The organism is Paraburkholderia sp. SIMBA_027 (assembly GCF_046535315.1).
Classification (GTDB): Bacteria; Pseudomonadota; Gammaproteobacteria; order Burkholderiales; family Burkholderiaceae; genus Paraburkholderia; species Paraburkholderia tropica.
Genome location: NZ_JAWRWY010000017.1, coordinates 135,283 through 154,149 on the forward strand (window position 1 = coordinate 135,283; position 18,867 = coordinate 154,149).

The 18,867-nt window shown below is 65.3% G+C and carries 13 protein-coding genes and 2 tRNA genes; 6 read left to right on the forward strand and 9 right to left on the reverse strand.

The window, feature by feature from the left end; all coding sequences use genetic code 11:
- Window positions 1-213: 213 nt before the first annotated feature.
- The 3 genes from SB764_RS29155 (at window position 214) to pgi (ending at window position 5,308) form a co-directional block, all read left to right on the forward strand.
- Entirely contained in the window at window positions 214-1,509 is a 1,296-nt protein-coding gene (locus tag SB764_RS29155; protein WP_110329015.1) for an FAD-dependent oxidoreductase, read from the forward strand.
- Between the two features lie 199 nt (window positions 1,510-1,708).
- Window positions 1,709-3,361 carry an NAD(P)H-hydrate dehydratase gene (locus SB764_RS29160; RefSeq protein ID WP_410865844.1) on the forward strand — a complete coding sequence of 551 codons (1,653 nt, stop codon included), beginning with the start codon at window positions 1,709-1,711 and terminating at the stop codon, window positions 3,359-3,361.
- A 327-nt stretch (window positions 3,362-3,688) separates the two neighbouring features.
- Window positions 3,689-5,308 (forward strand): glucose-6-phosphate isomerase, encoded by a 1,620-nt coding sequence (gene pgi, locus SB764_RS29165; RefSeq protein ID WP_410865835.1) that lies wholly within the window; start codon window positions 3,689-3,691, stop codon window positions 5,306-5,308.
- A gap of 81 nt (window positions 5,309-5,389) precedes the next feature.
- On the opposite strand, the gene SB764_RS29170 is transcribed toward pgi, so the two are convergent.
- On the reverse strand, window positions 5,390-6,121 hold the full coding sequence (locus tag SB764_RS29170) for an ABC transporter ATP-binding protein (RefSeq protein WP_410865836.1): 732 nt from the start codon (window positions 6,119-6,121) through the stop codon (window positions 5,390-5,392).
- A gap of 105 nt (window positions 6,122-6,226) precedes the next feature.
- Here SB764_RS29170 and SB764_RS29175 point away from each other — a divergent pair, with 105 nt between their 5' ends.
- Window positions 6,227-6,895: an arylesterase gene (locus tag SB764_RS29175; RefSeq protein WP_110329039.1), complete on the forward strand. Its 669-nt coding sequence runs from the start codon at window positions 6,227-6,229 to the stop codon at window positions 6,893-6,895.
- 115 nt (window positions 6,896-7,010) lie between these two features.
- Window positions 7,011-7,358, forward strand: a complete 348-nt coding sequence (locus SB764_RS29180; protein ID WP_065065547.1) for a hypothetical protein — start codon at window positions 7,011-7,013, stop codon at window positions 7,356-7,358.
- A gap of 119 nt (window positions 7,359-7,477) precedes the next feature.
- Here the strand turns inward: SB764_RS29180 and SB764_RS29185 are convergent, their stop codons facing one another.
- The 8 genes from SB764_RS29185 to tig form a co-directional block, all read right to left on the reverse strand.
- Complete coding sequence (locus SB764_RS29185) at window positions 7,478-9,427, reverse strand: SurA N-terminal domain-containing protein (RefSeq protein WP_124261008.1); 1,950 nt, start codon at window positions 9,425-9,427, stop codon at window positions 7,478-7,480.
- 102 nt (window positions 9,428-9,529) lie between these two features.
- A tRNA-Asp gene (locus SB764_RS29190) sits at window positions 9,530-9,606 on the reverse strand.
- Between the two features lie 117 nt (window positions 9,607-9,723).
- Window positions 9,724-9,799: transfer RNA gene (locus SB764_RS29195), tRNA-Val, on the reverse strand.
- 89 nt (window positions 9,800-9,888) lie between these two features.
- Window positions 9,889-10,239, reverse strand: coding sequence for an HU family DNA-binding protein (locus SB764_RS29200; protein ID WP_220033099.1), 351 nt, complete (start codon window positions 10,237-10,239; stop codon window positions 9,889-9,891).
- 305 nt (window positions 10,240-10,544) lie between these two features.
- Window positions 10,545-12,968, reverse strand: a complete 2,424-nt coding sequence (lon, locus tag SB764_RS29205; RefSeq protein ID WP_065065550.1) for an endopeptidase La — start codon at window positions 12,966-12,968, stop codon at window positions 10,545-10,547.
- 191 nt (window positions 12,969-13,159) lie between these two features.
- Complete coding sequence (clpX, locus tag SB764_RS29210; RefSeq protein ID WP_065065551.1) at window positions 13,160-14,431, reverse strand: ATP-dependent Clp protease ATP-binding subunit ClpX; 1,272 nt, start codon at window positions 14,429-14,431, stop codon at window positions 13,160-13,162.
- 253 nt (window positions 14,432-14,684) lie between these two features.
- Window positions 14,685-15,338 (reverse strand): ATP-dependent Clp endopeptidase proteolytic subunit ClpP, encoded by a 654-nt coding sequence (gene clpP, locus SB764_RS29215; protein WP_065065552.1) that lies wholly within the window; start codon window positions 15,336-15,338, stop codon window positions 14,685-14,687.
- Window positions 15,339-15,492: 154 nt separating this feature from the next.
- The gene (gene tig, locus SB764_RS29220; protein WP_065065553.1) at window positions 15,493-16,839 is read right to left on the reverse strand and encodes a trigger factor; all 1,347 of its coding nucleotides are present in this window, start codon (window positions 16,837-16,839) and stop codon (window positions 15,493-15,495) included.
- Window positions 16,840-17,528: 689 nt separating this feature from the next.
- Between tig and SB764_RS29225 the strand changes: the two genes are divergently transcribed.
- Complete coding sequence (locus tag SB764_RS29225; protein ID WP_321905513.1) at window positions 17,529-18,683, forward strand: glycerate kinase; 1,155 nt, start codon at window positions 17,529-17,531, stop codon at window positions 18,681-18,683.
- The last annotated feature ends 184 nt before the right edge of the window (window positions 18,684-18,867 follow it).

Here is an 18,867-nt window from a genome sequence, read left to right on the forward strand (position 1 = left end):
CCGTGCCCACGCGCGTTGCGGCCCGCAATCGATGCGCGCGCCACCTTGCGCCGGGCGGGTCAAGCGACGCACGCGCATGGCGAGACGGGCGATTTCGCTGCTATGATTGCGCGTTTCACCGATCGGCGCGCAGCTTGCGCGCCGCATGCCACACCCTCTTCGGCACGGCGCCCTCGTTCGACGGCACGCCGCCTGCCAGCAGATCGAATCGTCATGGATGTCATCGTCATTGGCGGCGGAATCGCCGGCGTCGCCACCGCCTACCAGCTGCGCGCGGCGGGCCATCGCGTCTGCGTGGTCGAGCGCCACGCCACCGTTGCGCAAGGCGCGACCTACGGTCATAGCGGCATCGTGCTGCCGACCCCGCTCGACGTCTGGTTCGGCCCCACCTTCCTGCGCAACGGCCGGCAGTCCTCGGGCGGCGTGATCTGCAAGACCGGTTTCACCGGTCAGGCGCGCGCCTTCGTCAAACGCCTCGCCACGCTGCACGGCTCCGAAGCCTTCGAGGCGCGCTACGCGCTGCTGCGTCCGCTGATCGAATCGGCGCAAAGCGTGCTGGAAGACGCCGAAGGCCGCTTCCAGCTCGAGTACGAACAGCGCGAAGGCCTGCTCTATCTCGTGCGCGGCAGCGATGAATGGTCGCTCACGCAGCCCGCGCTCGAACTGCTGCGCCGTTTCGAGACGCCGCATCACGTGCTCACGCCGCACGAGTGCGTGGCCGCCGAACACACCATTCCCGCCGATCCGCCGTTCGCGGGCGCCGTGCGCTTCGACCAGGGCCGGGTGGCGAACTGCCCGCTCTTCGTCAAGCAGCTCAAACAGGTGCTCGATACGCTCGGCGGCGTGCAGTTCCAGACCGGCCGCGAAGTGAGCGCGGTGCGCATCGAGAGCCAGCGCGCGGCCGTCGAGCTCGCGCCGCGTCCCGACGACGCCTCGCGCACGCGCGAAGTCGAAGTGATTTCCGCCGATGCCGTGGTCGTCGCAGCCGGCGCGCAGACCGTGAATCTGCTCGCGCCGCTGGGCATCAAGCTGCCGGTTTATCCGCTGCGCATGCACACGCTGAATTCGCCGGTCGCGCACGAGGAATGCGTGCCGCACTCGACGCTGATCGACGCCGCGCGGCGCATCGCCATCACACGCATGAACCATCGCCTGCGCATTTCGGGCGGCGCGGTGCTCCAGCACGCCAAGCAGCTCGACGAACCGCTGCCCGAATCGCTCACCGAGGAAGCGCTCGCGCTGCTCGGCGAAGCTTCGCGCGACTGGGCGCCGGGCGCCGCGCGCATTTCCGCCGCGCTCGCGTGGGAAGGCATGAAGCTGCTGTCGGCCGACGGCCTGCCGCTGGTGGGCAGCGTGGGCAACCCGCGCCTTTACGTCAACGCGGCGCATGGCCCGGCGGGCTGGGCGCTCGCGCTCGGCTCCGCGCGCCTGATCGCGCAGCAGATCTCGAACACCCGTCCGGACCTGCCCGCCGAGACGATCGAGGCGCTCTGGCCTGGGCGTAGCTAAGCGTCGGCTGGTCAGCATGATCGACGCTTTGTCGACCAAGCGGGCGCACCCGACTCAGGGCGCGTCTGACTTCCCTCCTGCTTGATCTTCCACGCGACGAACGCAAGCGCGCACGCCAAGGTCTGACGGCTCGGGTATCGTTGCGGTATCGATGCCTTCACCGCACGCGCCGCCGGCCCCTCCGGCGACGCTCGCCACCATGACCGACGCCACGCCCGCCGCTTCTTTAGCCGCTTCTTCAGCCGCTTCCACCGCCACGCTCGTCAACCCGCACGATCGCGCCGTGCCGCTCCTCACCGTCGCGCAACTGCGCGTGAGCGAGACCGCCGCGCAATCCGCCGTGCCCGCGCACACGCTGATGGCGCGCGCGGGCGCCGCGGCGGCCCACTTCCTGCTCGAACAGATCGCCCACGCGCCCGCGCCGCTCGGCGCGCAGCCCGTGTGGATCGTCGCGGGACCCGGCAACAACGGCGGCGATGCGCTCGTCGTCGCGGCGCAGCTCAAGCGCGCGGGTATCGCGGTCGAAGTCTGCATGCCCGTGGAAGTGAAGCCCGACGACGCGCGCTGGGCGCTGGGCGTCGCGCGCGACGCCGGCGTGAAGATCGTCGATGCGCCGCCCGCGTCGTTCGACGCCTGGGGCTGGCTCGTCGACGGCATGTTCGGAATTGGGCTCGCGCGCGCGCTCGACGGCGTCTTCGCCGATCTCGCCACACGGCTCACGGCGCGCGCCCGGCAACGCGGGCACGTGCTCGCGCTCGACGTGCCGAGCGGTCTCGACAGCGACACCGGCAACGTGGTCGGCGGCGGCGTTGCCGTTCGCGCGACCCATACCGTGACGTTCATCGCCGCGAAACCCGGGCTCTATACCGGCGCGGGCCGCGATTACGCGGGCACGGTCAGCGTCGCGCCGATCGGGCTGGCCGACGGCATCGACTTCAGCAACGACACGGCGCCTCAAGCGCCTGCACCCGCCGACGCGCCGGCGCGCCTCAACGCCCCCGCGCTATTCGCCGATGCCCTGCCCGCGCGCGACAACGCCACGCACAAAGGCACCTTCGGCACGCTCGCGGTAATCGGCGGCGACACCGGCATGTGCGGCGCGCCGATCCTCGCCGCGCGCGCGGCGCTGCTCACGGGCGCGGGCAAGGTCCACGCGGGCTTTCTCGGCAACGACGCCCCGCCCTACGACGCACCGCATCCCGAGCTGATGCTGCACGCGGCGGCCAAGCTCTCGCTCGACGCGATGGACGCCGTCGCGGCCGGTTGCGGCATGGGCGGCAGCGCATCGGCGCGGCAGCTCGTCGATCAGATCCTGCGTCTGAACGTGCCGGTGCTGCTCGATGCCGACGCGCTCAATCTCGTCGCGCGCGACGAAGCGCTCGCGGCGCGCGTCACCGAACGCGCGCAGGTCGGCGATGCGCCTTGCGTGCTCACCCCGCATCCGCTCGAAGCGGCGCGTCTGCTCGCCGTCGATACGGCCACGGTGCAACGCGACCGCCTCGCTGCGGCGCGCGCGCTCGCGCAGCGTTTCGCGGCCGTGGCGGTGCTCAAGGGCAGCGGCACGGTGATCGCCGCGCCCGACGGCCGCGTGGCCGTCAACCCGACCGGCAACGCGGGCCTCGCGAGCGGCGGCACCGGCGACGTGCTCGGCGGCCTGATCGGCGCGCTGCTCGCGCAACGTCTGCCACCGTTCGAAGCGGCGCTCGCGGGCGTCTATCTGCACGGTCTCGCCGCCGACACGCTGGTCGAGCAAGGCGACGGTCCCGCCGGGCTCACGGCAGGCGAACTCGCGCCGATGGTGCGCAAGCTGTTGAACCGCCGCTTCTATTCGCGCAATCTCGCATCGGCTTGAACGGCGATGGGTTCTATCCGCCGACTTCTCCGCCACGCACTCGACGAAAATCGCCAACCGCCCGTTCAACCACGCGTCGAAAGATGGCTGCAAGCTTCGCGCACGCGTTCACGGCGCGCGTAGCCGTCCCAAGCGGCACGCCGTTTGCTAACCTCAGCCGTCGATCGCCATAGCGCCACGCAGCTTTGCTCGGCCCGCTATACTGATCCTCCGCGCGTGCCGCTTCCACAGAAGCCGCGCGCCTCCCCGCAGTGCGTGATGCGCGCGTCGGCCCGACCGGTCGATGCCGCCCGCCGCCTTCCATTCGTTTTTCCTCGCTCGACGAACATGACGAATCCGCTCCCCGCCTGGTCCGCGCTACAGACGCACTACGAACAGATCCGCAACGACAAGCTGCGCGACTGGTTCGCGCCCGCCAACGATCCCGCGCCGACCCGCGCCGAACGCTTCACGTATTCGGGCGGCGGTCTCGCCGCCGACTTCTCGAAGAACCGCATCACCGACGCCACGCTGAAGCTGCTCGTGCAGCTCGCGCACGAAGCCGGCGTCGAGCAGCGCCGCGACGCGATGTTCGCGGGCGAGATCGTCAACCCGACCGAAGGCCGCGCCGCCCTGCACACCGCGCTGCGCGCCACCGAGCCGAACGCGCCGTTCCACGCGCAGATCGTCGCCGAGAAAGCGAAGATGGCGAAGTTCGCCGACGCCGTGCGCAGCGGCGCCTGGACCGGCTACACCGGCAAGCGCATCCGCCATATCGTGAACATCGGCATCGGCGGCTCGGATCTCGGGCCGAAGATGGTCGTGCATGCGCTCCAGCATCTCGAATCGCCGGAGATCAGCTCACACTTCGTCTCGAACGTCGACGGCGCCGATCTGTGGCGCACGATCGAACACATCGATCCGGAAGAGACGCTCGCGATCATCGTCTCGAAGACCTTCACGACGCTCGAAACCATGACCAACGCGCGCTCGATGCGCGACTGGTTCATCAAGCACGGCTGCCCGGAAAGCGCGCTCGCGAAGCATTTCGTCGGCGTCTCCGCGAATCCGGCCGAAGTCGTGAAGTTCGGCATCGCCGAGGAAAACGTCTTCGAAATGTGGGACTGGGTTGGCGGCCGCTACTCGCTGTGGTCGGCGGTCGGGCTCTCGATCATGATCGCGATCGGGCCGCAACAGTTCGACGAACTGCTCGCCGGCGCGCACGATATGGACGAGCATTTCCGCACCGCGCCGCTCGACAAGAACCTGCCCGTGCTGCTCGGCATGATCGGCGTCTGGTATCGCAACTTCTTTGGTTCGCAGAGCTATCTCGTCGCTCCGTACTCCGAAGCATTGCACTACCTGCCGTCGTATCTGCAGCAGCTCGAAATGGAGAGCAACGGCAAGCAGGCGCGTCTGGACGGCCAGTTCGTCGATTACGCGACCTCGGCCATCACGTGGGGCGAGCCGGGAACGAACGGCCAGCACGCGTTCTTCCAGATGCTGCATCAGGGCACGACGATCGTGCCGATCGACTTTATCGCCGTGCTCACGCCCGAGCATCCGCTCGCCGATCATCATCCGAAACTGCTAGCGAACTGCTTCGCGCAGAGCGAGGCGCTGATGCTCGGCCGCACCGAGGAAGAAGCGCGCAAGATCGCCGGTCCGGACAAGCCCGAACTCGTGCCGCACATCATGTTCCCCGGCAATCGCCCGACCACGACGCTGCTCGTCGACGCGCTCACGGCGCGCTCGCTCGGCGCGCTGATCGCGCTCTACGAGCACAAGGTGCTGGTGCAGGCCTCGGTGTGGGACATCAATCCGTTCGACCAGTGGGGCGTGGAACTCGGCAAGATTCTCGGCAAGGTGGTCGAGGCCGACCTCACCGCATCGACCGGCGACGTGAAGGCGCACGATTCGTCGACGTCGGCGCTGATCGCGAAGGCGCGTGCCGCGCTGAAGCGCTAACAGGCGTTAGCGCTGGCTGCACAGGTTGAGTTGATGTCAGGAAAAAGGCGTGCACGGTGCAAACCGGCACGCCTTTTCGTTTCAGCGCCCGGCTTCGACGCGGCTCGCTGCGTGCGCGGCCTGCGCGCCGTCGATCACGCGATGCCCGGCCTCGATCGTGACGATCGCATCGCAACGCTTCGCCAGCTCGATGTCGTGCGTGACGAGCACGAGCGTCGCGCCATTCGCACGGTTCAGTTCGAACATCAGGTCGATGACGGCGTGGCCCGTGGCGGCGTCGAGGCTGCCGGTGGGTTCGTCGGCAAACAGCACGGCCGGATGCGTGACGAACGCGCGCGCCAGCGCCACGCGCTGCTGCTCGCCGCCCGACAGCAGCTTCGGATAATGCGAGGTGCGCTGACCGAGGCCCACGCGTTCGAGCAAGGTCCGCGCACGCGCAAAGGCTTCGCGCGTGCTCAGGCCGCCCTGCAGCTCAAGCGGCAGCGCGACGTTTTCGAGCGCTGTGAGATGCGGCATCAATTGAAACGACTGAAACACGAAACCGACCGCGCCGTTGCGCAGCGCCGCGCGCTGATCTTCCGCCATGCCGGTAAGCTCATGTCCTAGCAGACGAACCGAGCCCGCGCTCGCGCTGTCCAACCCGGCCAGCAAGCCGAGCAAGGTGGACTTGCCCGAACCCGAGGCGCCGACGATCGCCACGCTGCCGCCCGCGTGCACCGTGAGGTCGATGCCGTCGAGGATCGTGAGTTCGCCGGTTGCGTCGGTGACGCGTTTGCACAGGCCCCGTACTTCGATGACTGGATCGCTATTCATTCGCACATGATGAAGCCAAGATTAGCTGTCAAAACAAAGCGCGCCGCGGCGCGCGCCGCCCGCACCCTGCTTCCCGCGCCCGGCGCCTGCGCCGTGGCGCTGGCTGTGTCGTTCGGCGTTGCGCTGGGCACGGTCGCGCTGCCTGGCGGCGTGCGCGACGCCCATGCGGCCACCGTGCCTGCCGCACCTGCGACCCAACCCACGACGGCCAAACCCGTGATCGCCGTGCTCGGCGACAGCCTGTCCGCCGAATACGGGTTACCGCGCGACACCGGCTGGGTCGCGCTGCTGCGTCAACGCATCGCGACCGAGCGAATCGATTATAGCGTCGCGAATGCCAGCATCAGCGGCGACACGACCAGCGGCGGCCTCGCCCGTCTGCCGCTCGTGCTCCAACGCATGAAGCCGGCGATCGTGGTGATCGAACTCGGCGCCAACGACGCGCTGCGCGGCGTGCCGCTCGCCACCACCGAGAGCAATCTGCGCGCCATCATTGCCGCAGTGCGCAAGGCCAACGCGAAGCCCGTGCTGGTGGGCATGTTCGTGCCACCGAATTACGGTCCCGACTACACTCAGAAATTCCATGGTCTCTATGGCCAGCTTTCGAAGGAGCTGAAGGTGCCGCTGGTGCCGTTTCTGCTCGCCGGACTCGCCGACAAACCCGAGCTGTTCCAGTCCGACCAGCTGCATCCGACCCAGCAGGCACAGCCTTTGCTCCTCGACAACGTGTGGCCGACGCTCAAGCCGCTGCTCGGCGGCGGCGCGCAGCGCTGACGTGCGCTGCGCGCCGCGTCTTTGCGGCATGCGCGTCGCGTACCGGGTCACATCTTTGCGCCAGACGAGCGACGCTCGTCTACATTCCGAATGACCCTGACTGGAGGGATAAAACGTGAAATATTTACCTCTTATTGTCGTAACGGCAGCCCTTGCTGCCTGCGCCAATCAGCCGGTGCCGAGCGGCTCGCAATCGGTTGGCACCAGCCAGCAACCGCCTCAGGCCGTCGCGCAGTGCATCGCGCAAAAGTGGGCCAACAAATCGCAGCAGCAGGTCGTCTCGCAGAGCGTGCTCGCGAACGACCAGGCGATCGACGTCTACGTGCCGGGCCAGCAGCCGCCTAACGGTGCCGCGGCGACGGTGCGTCCGGCGTGGAACGCCAACGCCAAGACCTGGGTGGGATTCCGTGCCGGCGGCGGTGCGGGCGGCGACGCCACGGGCGATATCAGCGCCTGCCTCTAACGGGCAGCGCACGCGGCGCGGCGCTTCACGCCTCGCGCCACGTAAGCAGCAAAGAAAAAGCCCCGCGAATTTCGCGGGGCTTTTTTGTGTCTCGGCGCCTGGAAACGGCGCTGGCGAACTTACTGGCCGTCGCCGTCGCCGTCGCTCTGCTGGCTCGACGAACCGAGCGTGCCGTAGAGCTTGACCTTCGAACGGTCGCGCAGCGCGTCGAGGTAAGCCTGAGTCTGCGACTGGCCGGCCACCTGCGCCAGTTGCTGCTGCGCTGCGGCAAGACGGTTGCCGTCGGCGGCCGCGCCGTTCGTCACGCTGTTCACGCGATAGATCGCGTAGCCCTGGTCGCCGAGATCGACGCCCACGTAGGCGGGCAGTTTCTGCGCATCGGCCTTGAACACCGCCGACAGCGCGGCGGGCGGCAGCCCTTGTGCGTCGTTGCGCGACACCTTGAGCGCCGACGAGAAACCATCGGTCGACTTCGACTTCTGCAGGTCCGCGAGCTTCGCCTCGCCTTGCTTGCGCGCCATGTCGGCGGCCAGTTGCGCAACCACCTTCTGGCGCACGGCGTCCTTGACCGCGGCGAATGCCGGCACGGCAGCCGCCTTGAAGTCGGTCACGCGCGCCGAGATCAGCGTGTTGTTGCCCACGTCGACCGCCTGCGTGTTGTTGTGCTGGCTGACCGAGTCGGTCGCGAACACCGCGTCGAGGAACTTCTTGTTGTTCAGCGGGCTGTCCGGCGGCAGCGTGGCGTTCGGCTGCGGCGTAACCGTGGCGGTCTGGATCGTCAGCTTGTACTTGTCGGCGGCCGGCTGGAGGCTCTTCGACTTTTCGTACACCATCGACGTAAAGCCGTCGCTCGCATCGGCCAGCAGCTTGGCGGCCTGTTGCGCCTTCACTTCGGTCGCGATCTGCGCCTTCACGTCGTCGAACGGCTTCGTAACCGACGGCTTGATGTCCGTGACCTTGACGATGTGATAGCCGAAGTCCGACTGGATCACGTCGCTGATTTCGTCTTTCTTGAGCTTGAAGACCGCGTCGTCGAACGCCTGGCCGCCCGCGATCATGCCCGGGCCGAAGTAGCCGAGGTCGCCGCCCTTCGAGGCAGAACCCGGATCCTGCGAATCCTTCTGCGCGAGCTGCGCGAACTGGTCCGGATGCGCCTTCACTTCGGCGAGGATCTGGTCGGCCTTCTGCTTCGCCGCGGCGCGGTCAGCCGCGCTCGCGTCCTTCGCCACCGTGATCAGGATGTGGCTCGCGCGCACTTCTTCCTGAGTCTTGTAGCGGGCGATGTTGTCGTCGTAATACTTCTTGAGGTCGGCGTCGCTCGGGTTGACCGAAGCCGCGACCGTAGCCGCCGACAGCACCAGATACTGAATCTGCGCCGTCGCCGGCGTGGCGAAGTCGTTCTTGTGCGCGTCGTAATACGCCTGCAGTTGCGCGTCGGTCGGCTGGACCTTCGCGGCGAAATCGCCGGCGCGGAACGCGAGACCTTGCACGTCGCGCTGCTGCTCCGACAGTTCGGTCAGTTGTTGCGCGAGCGACTTCGGCGTGAACGCGCTGTTGATCAGCGAAGCGGGAATCTGCTGCAGCGCCATGCTGTAGCGCACGCGCTCGTCGTACTGCTCGGGCGTCATGCCCTGCATGGCGAGCAGTTGCTTGTACTTGTCGAGATCGATCGAGCCGTCGGGGTTCTTCAGCGACGAGATGATCGGGTCGGCGAGCAGCGTGCGGCGCACGGCGTCGTCGGAAGCGGTGAGATGCAGACGCTGGACTTCGTCCTGCAGCACGCGTTGCTGGATCAGGCCGTCGAGAATGTCTTTGCGATGCTGCGGCGTATCGAAAGCGCTCGCGTCGAATTGCGCACCCATGACCTGGCGCGCCTGGTCGAGTTGCTGACGCGACGCGTTGTCGAATTCGACGCGCGTGATCTTGTGACCGTTGACGCTCGCGACATTCGCGCTTTCGTCAAAAAAGCCGCGGAAACCTTGAATACCGACGAAGCCGAGCCCTGGCAGGATCACCAGGAGCAGCATGAACATCATCAGCCGTTTGTGATTGCGGAAAAAGTCGAGCATGCGTGACCAAGCGTTGGAGAGCGCCAAAAAACAGAACGCCCGATATTACAACAGCGGCCAACAAAAAAGGCGAACCGGAGTTCGCCTTCTTGCTGAGATGTCTGGCGGAGCGGACGGGACTCGAACCCGCGACCCCCGGCGTGACAGGCCGGTATTCTAACCAACTGAACTACCGCTCCATGCGGTTTGCTGCGTGCGCTGCGTCGCTAGCGATGTTTTCGCGCATTCAGTCTGCTTTAGCCTGCGTTCAGGCTGATGCACGACTGCTCGGCTCGACCGAGGTTCATCTGAAGCTGTGGTGGGTGCTGAGAGGCTCGAACTCCCGACCTACGCCTTGTAAGGGCGCCGCTCTACCAACTGAGCTAAGCACCCAGCTTCATGCTGATGACCGCCGAAAACCTGCTGAAAACTGCTGCGGCACTGCGACTTCTGCTGCGCTGCCTCATCAAGCAGCGAGCCCGCTAGTTTAGCGCATCTTTGAGCGCTTTGCCAGGCCTGAATTTCGGGACTTTGGCTGCCTTGATCTTGATAGCGTCGCCGGTGCGCGGATTGCGACCCGTGCGCGCCGTGCGCTTGCTGACCGCGAACGTGCCAAAGCCGACCAGCGTGACCGACCCGCCCTTCTTCAACGTTCCCTTGACGCCGCCGATCACGGCGTCGAGTGCGCGCCCTGCCGCCGCTTTCGAGATGTCCGCTTGCTGCGCGATATGGTCGATCAATTCCGTCTTGTTCATTCCAGCCCCCGAGAATGTGTTGGGCAATCGTGATGGCACGCGCCATGAGACACGCCGGCGCGGCGCCGGGAAGGACATCAACTTATTGGCAAAACGACTTCGGTCTGCGCCGAAGCCCGCTCATTTAACGAGGCCGAAAGACCCATGTCAAGCTGGGTTCCGCCCGATTTCTCCCGCGTGCATTCGATCTCGCGCGGCCATGTGAAAGCAACTTCCAAACGCCTTTCGACCTTGAAGACGCCAAGCTCGCACGCCGCGCGCACAAGCGGTTGCAAGCCCAACGATCTTCGCGGCGCGCGCAATAAAAAACCCGCGGACGAGGCCGCGGGTTCTTCGAGGGTGCTACGAAATGACGCTAGTTGAATAGCGCCAAGTGTTTCAGCTTAGTGCTTCACCACTTCGCTTGCCGCGTCTTTCGACTCGGCCACGGGCGTCTTGGCCTCTTCGGTCTTGGCCTCTTCTTCCGGCAGTGCCTGCGGCACACGTTCGAGCGCCAGTTCGAGCACCTTGTCGATCCAGCGGACCGGCACGATTTCAATGGCGTTCTTCACGTTGTCCGGGATCTCCGAGAGATCCTTGACGTTCTCTTCCGGAATCAGCACGAGCTTGATGCCGCCGCGATGCGCCGCAAGCAGCTTCTCCTTCAGCCCGCCGATCGGCAGCACTTCGCCGCGCAGCGTGATCTCGCCCGTCATCGCAACGTCGGCGCGCACCGGAATGCCCGTGAGCACGGACACCAGCGCGGTCGTCATTGCGATACCGGCGGACGGACCGTCCTTCGGCGTCGCGCCTTCCGGCACGTGGATGTGGATGTCCTGCTTCTCGAACGCTTCGTCCTTGATGCCAAGACGACGCGAACGCGAGCGCACCACCGAGCGTGCTGCTTCGACCGATTCCTTCATGACGTCGCCGAGCGAACCCGTGCGGATCACGTTGCCCTTGCCGGGCATGACCGCCGCTTCGATCGTCAGCAGGTCGCCGCCCACTTCCGTCCATGCGAGGCCTGTGACCTGACCGATCTGGTTTTCCTTCGCGGCCAGACCGAAGTCGTACTTGCGCACGCCGAGGAAGGTGTCCAGATTCGCGCTGTCCACCGTGACGGCCTTGTCGGCCTTCTTCAGCAGCAGCATCTTCACGACCTTGCGGCAGATCTTCGACACTTCGCGCTCGAGCGAACGCACGCCCGCTTCACGCGTGTAGTAGCGAATGATGTCGCGGATCGCACCTTCGGTCACGTCGATCTCGCCCGGCTTCAGCCCGTTGTTCTTCTTCTGCTTCGGCAGGAGATAACGCTGGGCGATGCTGACCTTCTCGTCTTCCGTGTAACCCGAAAGGCGGATGACTTCCATCCGGTCGAGCAGCGGCGGCGGAATGTTGAGCGAGTTCGACGTTGCCACGAACATCACATCGGAGAGATCGAAATCGACTTCGATGTAGTGGTCGGCGAACGTGTGGTTCTGTTCCGGATCGAGCACTTCGAGCAGCGCCGACGACGGATCGCCGCGGAAATCCATACCCATCTTGTCGACTTCGTCGAGCAGGAAGAGCGGATTGCGCACGCCGACCTTGGTCAGGCTCTGCAGGATCTTGCCCGGCATCGAGCCGATGTACGTACGACGATGGCCGCGGATTTCGGCTTCGTCACGCACACCGCCCAGCGCCATGCGCACGAACTTGCGGTTCGTTGCACGCGCAATCGACTGCCCGAGCGAGGTCTTGCCGACGCCCGGAGGCCCGACGAGGCACAGGATCGGCGCCTTGACCTTGTCCACGCGCTGTTGCACCGCGAGATACTCGAGAATGCGTTCCTTCACCTTCTCGAGACCGTAGTGGTCTTCGTCGAGCACCGATTCGGCGTTGGTCAGGTCGTTGTTGACCTTGCTCTTCTTACGCCACGGCAGGCCAATCAGCGTGTCGATGTAGTTGCGCACGACGGTGGCTTCCGCCGACATCGGCGACATCAGCTTGAGCTTCTTCAGCTCGGCGTCGGCCTTCTTCTTGGCTTCCTTGGGCATGCGCGCGGCGGTGATGCGCTTCTCGAGTTCCTCGAGATCCGCGCCTTCTTCGCCTTCGCCCAGTTCCTTCTGGATGGCCTTGACCTGCTCGTTCAGGTAGTACTCGCGCTGGCTCTTTTCCATCTGGCGCTTGACGCGGCCACGGATGCGCTTCTCGACCTGGAGGATGTCGATTTCGGCTTCGAGCTGGGCAAGCAGATGCTCAAGACGTTCCACGACCGGGAACATTTCGAGGATGTGCTGCTTCTGGTCGAGCTTGAGCGGCAGATGCGCGGCGATGGTGTCCGCAAGACGACCGGCCTCGTCGATACCCGACAGCGAGGTCAGGATCTCAGGCGGGATCTTCTTGTTGAGCTTCACGTACTGATCGAACTGCGAGACGATCGCACGGCGCAGCGCTTCGGTTTCGGCGCCGTCCGCGTGGTCGGGCTCGAGCGGCATGACCTCGCACGAAAACTGCGTTTCCTGCTCTTCGATCGAGAGCGTTTTCGCGCGCTGCAGGCCTTCCACGAGCACCTTCACGGTGCCGTCGGGCAGCTTGAGCATTTGCAGGATGTTCGCGATACATCCCACTTCGTACATGTCCTTTTCGGTCGGCTCATCCTTGGCGGCAGTTTTCTGGGCGACGAGCATGATGTGCTTGCCGCCTTCCATTGCCGCCTCGAGGGCCTTGATCGACTTCGGCCGGCCCACGAAAAGGGGAATCACCATATGCGGGAAGACTACGACGTCTCGCAGCGGGAGCAGCGGGAGCGTGGTGCGTTCCGGCGGGAGGAGTTGGGTTCCTGACATTTCATTTCCCCATGAGTGGAATCAATTCGTTCGGTAAGTGAGGCCTGAAAAGTCGATTACAAGCCTCTCGCGTGTGGGAAAAGTTCAGTGACTCCAAAAAAGTGCGCCATCGACCACAAGTGAAACGAAAAAGCCGTTCATCCCATTGTATGAACGGCTTTTTCCAGGAACTCTTTAGCCGATCACCACCATCAGTTCGACCCTGAAACCTTCGGAGCGTCTTCGTAGATCAAAAGCGGCTTGCCGTCGCCATCGATCACGTTGTCGTCGATGATCACCTTGCTCACGCCCTTCATGGTCGGCAGCTCGTACATGACGTCGAGCAATGCCTGTTCCAGGATGGAGCGCAAGCCCCGCGCCCCGGTCTTGCGGCGGATCGCCTTGCGGGCGACGGCCTGCAGCGCAGCCGGGCGAATCTCCAGTTCCACGCGCTCCATGTTGAAGAGCTTGTGATACTGCTTGACGAGCGCGTTCTTCGGCTCGACGAGGATCTTCATGAGCGCCGCTTCGTCGAGCTTGCCGAGCGTGGCGACCACCGGCAGACGGCCGATCAGTTCGGGAATCAGGCCGAACTTGATCAGATCTTCCGGTTCCGTCTCGCGCAGCACTTCGCCCGCGTCGCGCTCCTGCTTGCTCTTCACGCTCGCGCCGAAACCGATGCCGGTTTTCTCGGTGCGGTCCGTGATGACTTTTTCCAGACCGTCGAACGCGCCGCCGCAGATGAACAGGATGTTGGTCGTGTCGACCTGGATGAAGTCCTGATTCGGGTGCTTGCGGCCGCCCTGCGGGGGCACCGACGCCATCGTGCCTTCGATGAGCTTGAGCAGCGCCTGCTGCACGCCCTCGCCCGACACGTCGCGCGTGATCGACGGGTTGTCCGACTTGCGGCTGATCTTGTCGATTTCGTCGATGTAGACGATGCCGCGCTGGGCCTTGTCGACCTCGTAATTGCAGTTCTGCAGCAGCTTCTGGATGATGTTCTCGACGTCTTCGCCCACGTAACCGGCTTCGGTCAGCGTGGTGGCGTCGGCGATCACGAACGGCACGTTCAGAAGGCGCGCGAGCGTCTGCGCGAGCAGCGTCTTGCCCGAACCCGTGGGGCCGATCAGCAGGATGTTGCTCTTCGAGAGTTCGACTTCGTCTTTCTTGTCGAGATGTTTGAGACGCTTGTAGTGGTTGTACACCGCCACCGCAAGGATCTTCTTCGCGCGTTCCTGCCCGATCACGTACTGGTCGAGGATGTCGCGGATTTCCTGCGGGCTCGGCAGGTCCGAGCGCGACAGCGCCGCGTCGACGCCCGCACCGGCGGCCTCGTCGCGAATGATCTCGTTGCACAGGTCGATACATTCATCGCAGATGAACACCGACGGGCCAGCGATCAGTTTCTTGACCTCGTGCTGGCTTTTGCCGCAAAACGAGCAATACAACAGCTTTTCGCTGTTAGAACCTTTTTTGTCCGCCATGGATAGATGAGCCTCCGGACACTCTGTTACATGATACGCCGTTTCCCCCGGCGTGCCGGGGGACGCGTGAACCGCTTGCTGTGACGGCGTTGGGGCCGCAGGCCGCGAAGCGCGTTTGCCGATTATTTCACAGGCTCCGGGCGGCTGTGCCTATCCCCTTTTTCACGGGGGTGGCACGCCGCCCGGGCGCCCGATTTGCACCATTCAGGCGCCTGAACCGGCGCCCGCGAGGGGCGCCGAAACGCGTTCCGGATCAGGGACGCTTGTGCAGGACCTGATCGACCAGACCATAGGCTTGCGCGTCGTCGCCGGACATGAAGTTGTCGCGGTCGGTGTCGCGCGCGATACGCTCGACCGGCTGACCCGTATGGTGCGCGAGCAACTGGTTCAGGCGCTCCTTCAGGTACAGGATTTCCCGCGCCTGGATTTCGATGTCCGATGCCTGGCCGCGCGCGCCGCCGAGCGGCTGGTGAATCATCACGCGCGAGTTCGGCAGCGCGAAGCGCTTGCCCTTCTCGCCGGCTGCCAGCAGGAACGCGCCCATGCTGGCCGCGAGGCCCATGCAAAGGGTCGAAACGTTCGGCTTGATGAACTGCATCGTGTCGTAGATCGCCATGCCGGCCGACACCGAACCGCCCGGGCTGTTGATGTACAGGCTGATGTCCTTGTCCGGATTTTCGCTTTCGAGAAACAGCAGCTGGGCGACCACGAGATTGGCCGTCTGGTCGTTCACTTCACCGACCAGGAACACCACGCGCTCCTTCAGCAGACGCGAGTAGATGTCGTACGAACGCTCGCCGCGGCCGCTCGTCTCCACGACGATCGGCACGAGCCCGAGCGCCTGCGGATCGAAATCCCGCGAAGCCTGGGAGGTCAGCGTGTCCAGCGATTGAGCGCGAAAAGTCATGCGGTGCATCCTTGTCTGGAAGAGAGTTGTTCTGGTATGGCGACGGACCCCGCATAAATCAACCACACGGACAGCATGGCTAAATTCAGCGGATACAAAAACGGCGTGCTGGCCGTCGGTCGCTCCGACAGCCGGCACGCCGTGGCGGGCAGACTTAAGCCTGCGCCGTCGCGCTTGCCAGTTCTTCGAAGCTGACTTGCTTGTCCGTTACCTTGGCCTTGCCGAGCACGAAGTCCACGACGTTCGATTCAACGACGTAGGCTTCCATTTCGGCCAGACGCTGCTGGTTCGAATAATACCAGCGCACGACTTCCTTCGGGTCTTCGTAGCTTTTCGCGAATTCGTCGACTTCAGCGCGGATCTGTTCCGGCTTTGCTTCGAGACCGTTGGCCTTCACCAGCTCGGCCAGCACGAGGCCCAGCTTGACGCGACGCTCGGCTTGTTCCTTGAACATTTCGGCCGGGATCGGTGCGTCCTTGGCGTTCGGCACGCCGCGTTGCGCGAGGTCGGCACGCGCCATTTCGACGAGGCGTTCCTGGTCCTGTTCGATCAGTGCGTTCGGCACGTCGAGTTCGGCGATCTTCAGCAGCGCGTCCATCACCTGGTTCTTGACGATCGACTGCGTGCGACGCTTCGCTTCACGCTCAAGGTTGTCCTTGATTTCAGCGCGCATCTTCACGAGGTCGCCGTCGGCGATGCCGAGCGACTTGGCGAATTCGCCGTCGATTTCCGGCAGGTGCGGCCACTCGATCTGCTGCATCGTGATCGTGAACTTCGCGGTCTTGCCGGCGACTTCCTTGCCGTGATAGTCCTCGGGGAACGCGAGGTCGAATTCACGCGACTCGCCGTTCTTCAGGCCGATGGCGGCCTTTTCGAATTCCGGCAGCATGCGGCCTTCGCCGAGCACGAACGCGAAACCTTCCGCGCTGCCGCCCGGGAATGCGACGTCGTCGATCTTGCCGACGAAGTCGACCGTCACGCGATCGCCTTCCTTGGCTGCGGTGTCGGCGCCGCCGTCACCGTGCTCGCCGGCTTCGCCGCGTGCGTGGAAGTGCACGCGCTGCTTGCGCAGGATGTCGAGCGTGCGGTCGATTTCCGCGTCGCTGATGGTCGTGGTCGTGCGCTCGATTTCGGCCGTGCCGACGTCGCCGAGCTTGACTTCCGGGTAGACCTCGAAGGTCGCGTCGAATGCGTAGTCGCCTTCAGCGGCGTCCGCCTTCGGGGCGAAGCTCGGCTGGCCGGCGACGCGCAGGTTTTCAGCGCGGCTGATGTCGAAGAATTCCTTGCCGACCTTGTCGCTCAGAACTTCGGCTTCCACCTGGCCCGAGTACTGCTGCGTGACCATCTTCAGCGGCACCTTGCCCGGGCGGAAACCCGGCATGCGCACGTTCTTTGCCAGTTGGCGGATGCGCGAATCGACTTCTTTCTGCACGGCGTCCTTCGGCAGGGAAATCGTCACGCGGCGTTCGAGCTTGCCGAGGTTTTCAACAGCGTTAGCCATGGCTTCAATCGTCCTAAAATTGTTCGAGCGTATCAGTAATCTTTGCTGCCGCAGTTCGATGGGAAAGCCCGCATCGCCTGCGTCTCGCTAGTGCCTCGTCGGCGCCGCCTGCCGGCTTCGATCGCGACCATTCGGTCGCGCCCAAGGCCGGCGGGCGCATCCCATGGCGCCTCTCGCCGCAGACCGCCGCGCTGGCCGCGCACCACGCAACGGCGTGGAACGGGCGCTTCGCGGACGCTGCCGGCTGGGCGGCGCCCTTTCCGGAAGCCGCGAGACCCGGCCCGGCCGACATCGGCCGGTGAAGGCCGAAACGGACGGCTTGCCGTGCGGTTCCGTCAAAAGAGCCAAGTATTTTAGCAAACTATTTCCCCACTCAAATGGAATTGCCGTTCGGGACGCCAAAACGGCGCCTTTCCATGTGAATTTGGTGGGTTTTCAGGCCCGAATCGCCCTTCGGCCTTCGCTCGGGTGCCGACTTCGTCGCGTCCGCATCGACTCGTTGATGCGACGCCGGAGCGCCACGCTCCGCGGCGCTTTCGTACTGTAAGCACGTTAGCGGCACGGCCTTGCGCGATGCACGCTATCGCAGCGCGCTTATCCAGCGCCCGGCCCCGCGCTGTTAAGCTAGTGCTCGCGCCGGACGCCCCGCCGGATGCAGCCGCCATCCCAACTCTTTCCGTCGAGGCACCATGTCCAACCCGTCGTTCGAGGCACCCGTCGTCGTCATTGCTCCCGATTCATTCAAAGGCTCGCTGAGCGCGGACGGGGTCGCCGCCGCCATCGCCGAAGGCATTCGCCGCGCGCGCGCCGACGCCGAAATCCGCATCTGCCCGATGGCCGACGGCGGCGAAGGCACGCTCGATGCCATGCTCAGCGTGGGCGGCGAACGCCGCATCCTCAATGTGGAAGGCGCCGCGCTCGCGCGCCGCGACGCCACGGTCGGCCTGCTGCACGACGGCAGCGCGATCGTCGAAACCGCCGAGATCGTCGGCATCACCGACCCCGTCGGCATGGGCGTGCCGGTCGCCGCGCGCAGCACGCGCGGCATGGGCGAAGCGATCAGCGCGCTACTCGACGAAGGCGTGCGGCGCTTCTATGTGGCGCTCGGCGGCAGCAGCACCAACGACGGCGGCGCGGGCCTGCTCGCGGGCCTCGGCCTGCAACTCTTCGATGCGGCGGACAATGCGCTCGCGCCCACGCCCGAAGCGCTCACGCGCGTCGCGCGCGTGGACATATCGGGGCTCGATGCGCGTCTTTCCGAGGCCAGCTTCGTGGCGATGTCCGATGTCGACAATCCGCTGACCGGCGATCACGGCGCGACGGCCGTGTTCGGTCCGCAAAAAGGTGTGACGCCCGGCGAAGTCGCGCCGATCGACGCCGCGCTCGGCCGTTTCGCCGATCTGCTCGAAGCCGCACTCGGACGCACCGCGCGTGACGAAGCGGGCGCCGGCGCGGCGGGCGGCCTCGGTTTCGCGCTGCGCATGCTGGGCGCGAGCTTCGAGCCGGGGGCGGAAGTCGTCGCGCGCACCATCGGCCTCGATCAGGCGCTCGCGGGCGCGCAATGGCTCATCACCGGCGAGGGACGCTCGGACGTGCAGACCCTGCACGGCAAGGCGCCTTTCATCGCCTGCCGCCACGCGCAGGCCGCGGGCGTGCCGGCGACGCTGCTCTCGGGCGCCGTCGACTCCGCCGCGCTGCCGCGGCTGGCCGAGCACTTCAGCGGCTGCTTCTCGCCCGCGCCCGGCCCGATCACGCTCGAAACCGCCATTCGCGACGCCGCCGCGCTGCTCGCGAACGAAGCGGAACAGCTCACGCGTCTCAAGTACGGTGCCGCGCGCCCTTGAGCGCCGCCCGGAGCACAGGACATTTCGCGCGCAACGAATCGCATTTGCTGCTGGCGCTCGTTGCGCGCGAAGCGTTAAACCGCTCCTTGAATCGTGCGAATAGTCAGACGTTTTGGTCCGCGAACGCGCTTGCGTTCGCAGTAAGCGATTAATAGATTCGTACGCTCATTGAAGATGCGCTTAC

What these genes read in the sequence shown, in the direction of transcription:
- SB764_RS29225 (WP_321905513.1), top strand. Translation starts at nt 17,529, where the DNA reads ATGTCCAACCCGTCGTTCGAGGCACCCGTCGTCGTCATTGCTCCCGAT.
- clpX (WP_065065551.1), bottom strand. Translation starts at nt 14,431, where the DNA reads ATGGCGGACAAAAAAGGTTCTAACAGCGAAAAGCTGTTGTATTGCTCG.
- tig (WP_065065553.1), bottom strand. Translation starts at nt 16,839, where the DNA reads ATGGCTAACGCTGTTGAAAACCTCGGCAAGCTCGAACGCCGCGTGACG.
- clpP (WP_065065552.1), bottom strand. Translation starts at nt 15,338, where the DNA reads ATGACTTTTCGCGCTCAATCGCTGGACACGCTGACCTCCCAGGCTTCG.
- SB764_RS29160 (WP_410865844.1), top strand. Translation starts at nt 1,709, where the DNA reads ATGACCGACGCCACGCCCGCCGCTTCTTTAGCCGCTTCTTCAGCCGCT.
- SB764_RS29185 (WP_124261008.1), bottom strand. Translation starts at nt 9,427, where the DNA reads ATGCTCGACTTTTTCCGCAATCACAAACGGCTGATGATGTTCATGCTG.
- lon (WP_065065550.1), bottom strand. Translation starts at nt 12,968, where the DNA reads ATGTCAGGAACCCAACTCCTCCCGCCGGAACGCACCACGCTCCCGCTG.
- SB764_RS29200 (WP_220033099.1), bottom strand. Translation starts at nt 10,239, where the DNA reads ATGTCCTTCCCGGCGCCGCGCCGGCGTGTCTCATGGCGCGTGCCATCA.
- SB764_RS29155 (WP_110329015.1), top strand. Translation starts at nt 214, where the DNA reads ATGGATGTCATCGTCATTGGCGGCGGAATCGCCGGCGTCGCCACCGCC.
- pgi (WP_410865835.1), top strand. Translation starts at nt 3,689, where the DNA reads ATGACGAATCCGCTCCCCGCCTGGTCCGCGCTACAGACGCACTACGAA.
- SB764_RS29170 (WP_410865836.1), bottom strand. Translation starts at nt 6,121, where the DNA reads ATGAATAGCGATCCAGTCATCGAAGTACGGGGCCTGTGCAAACGCGTC.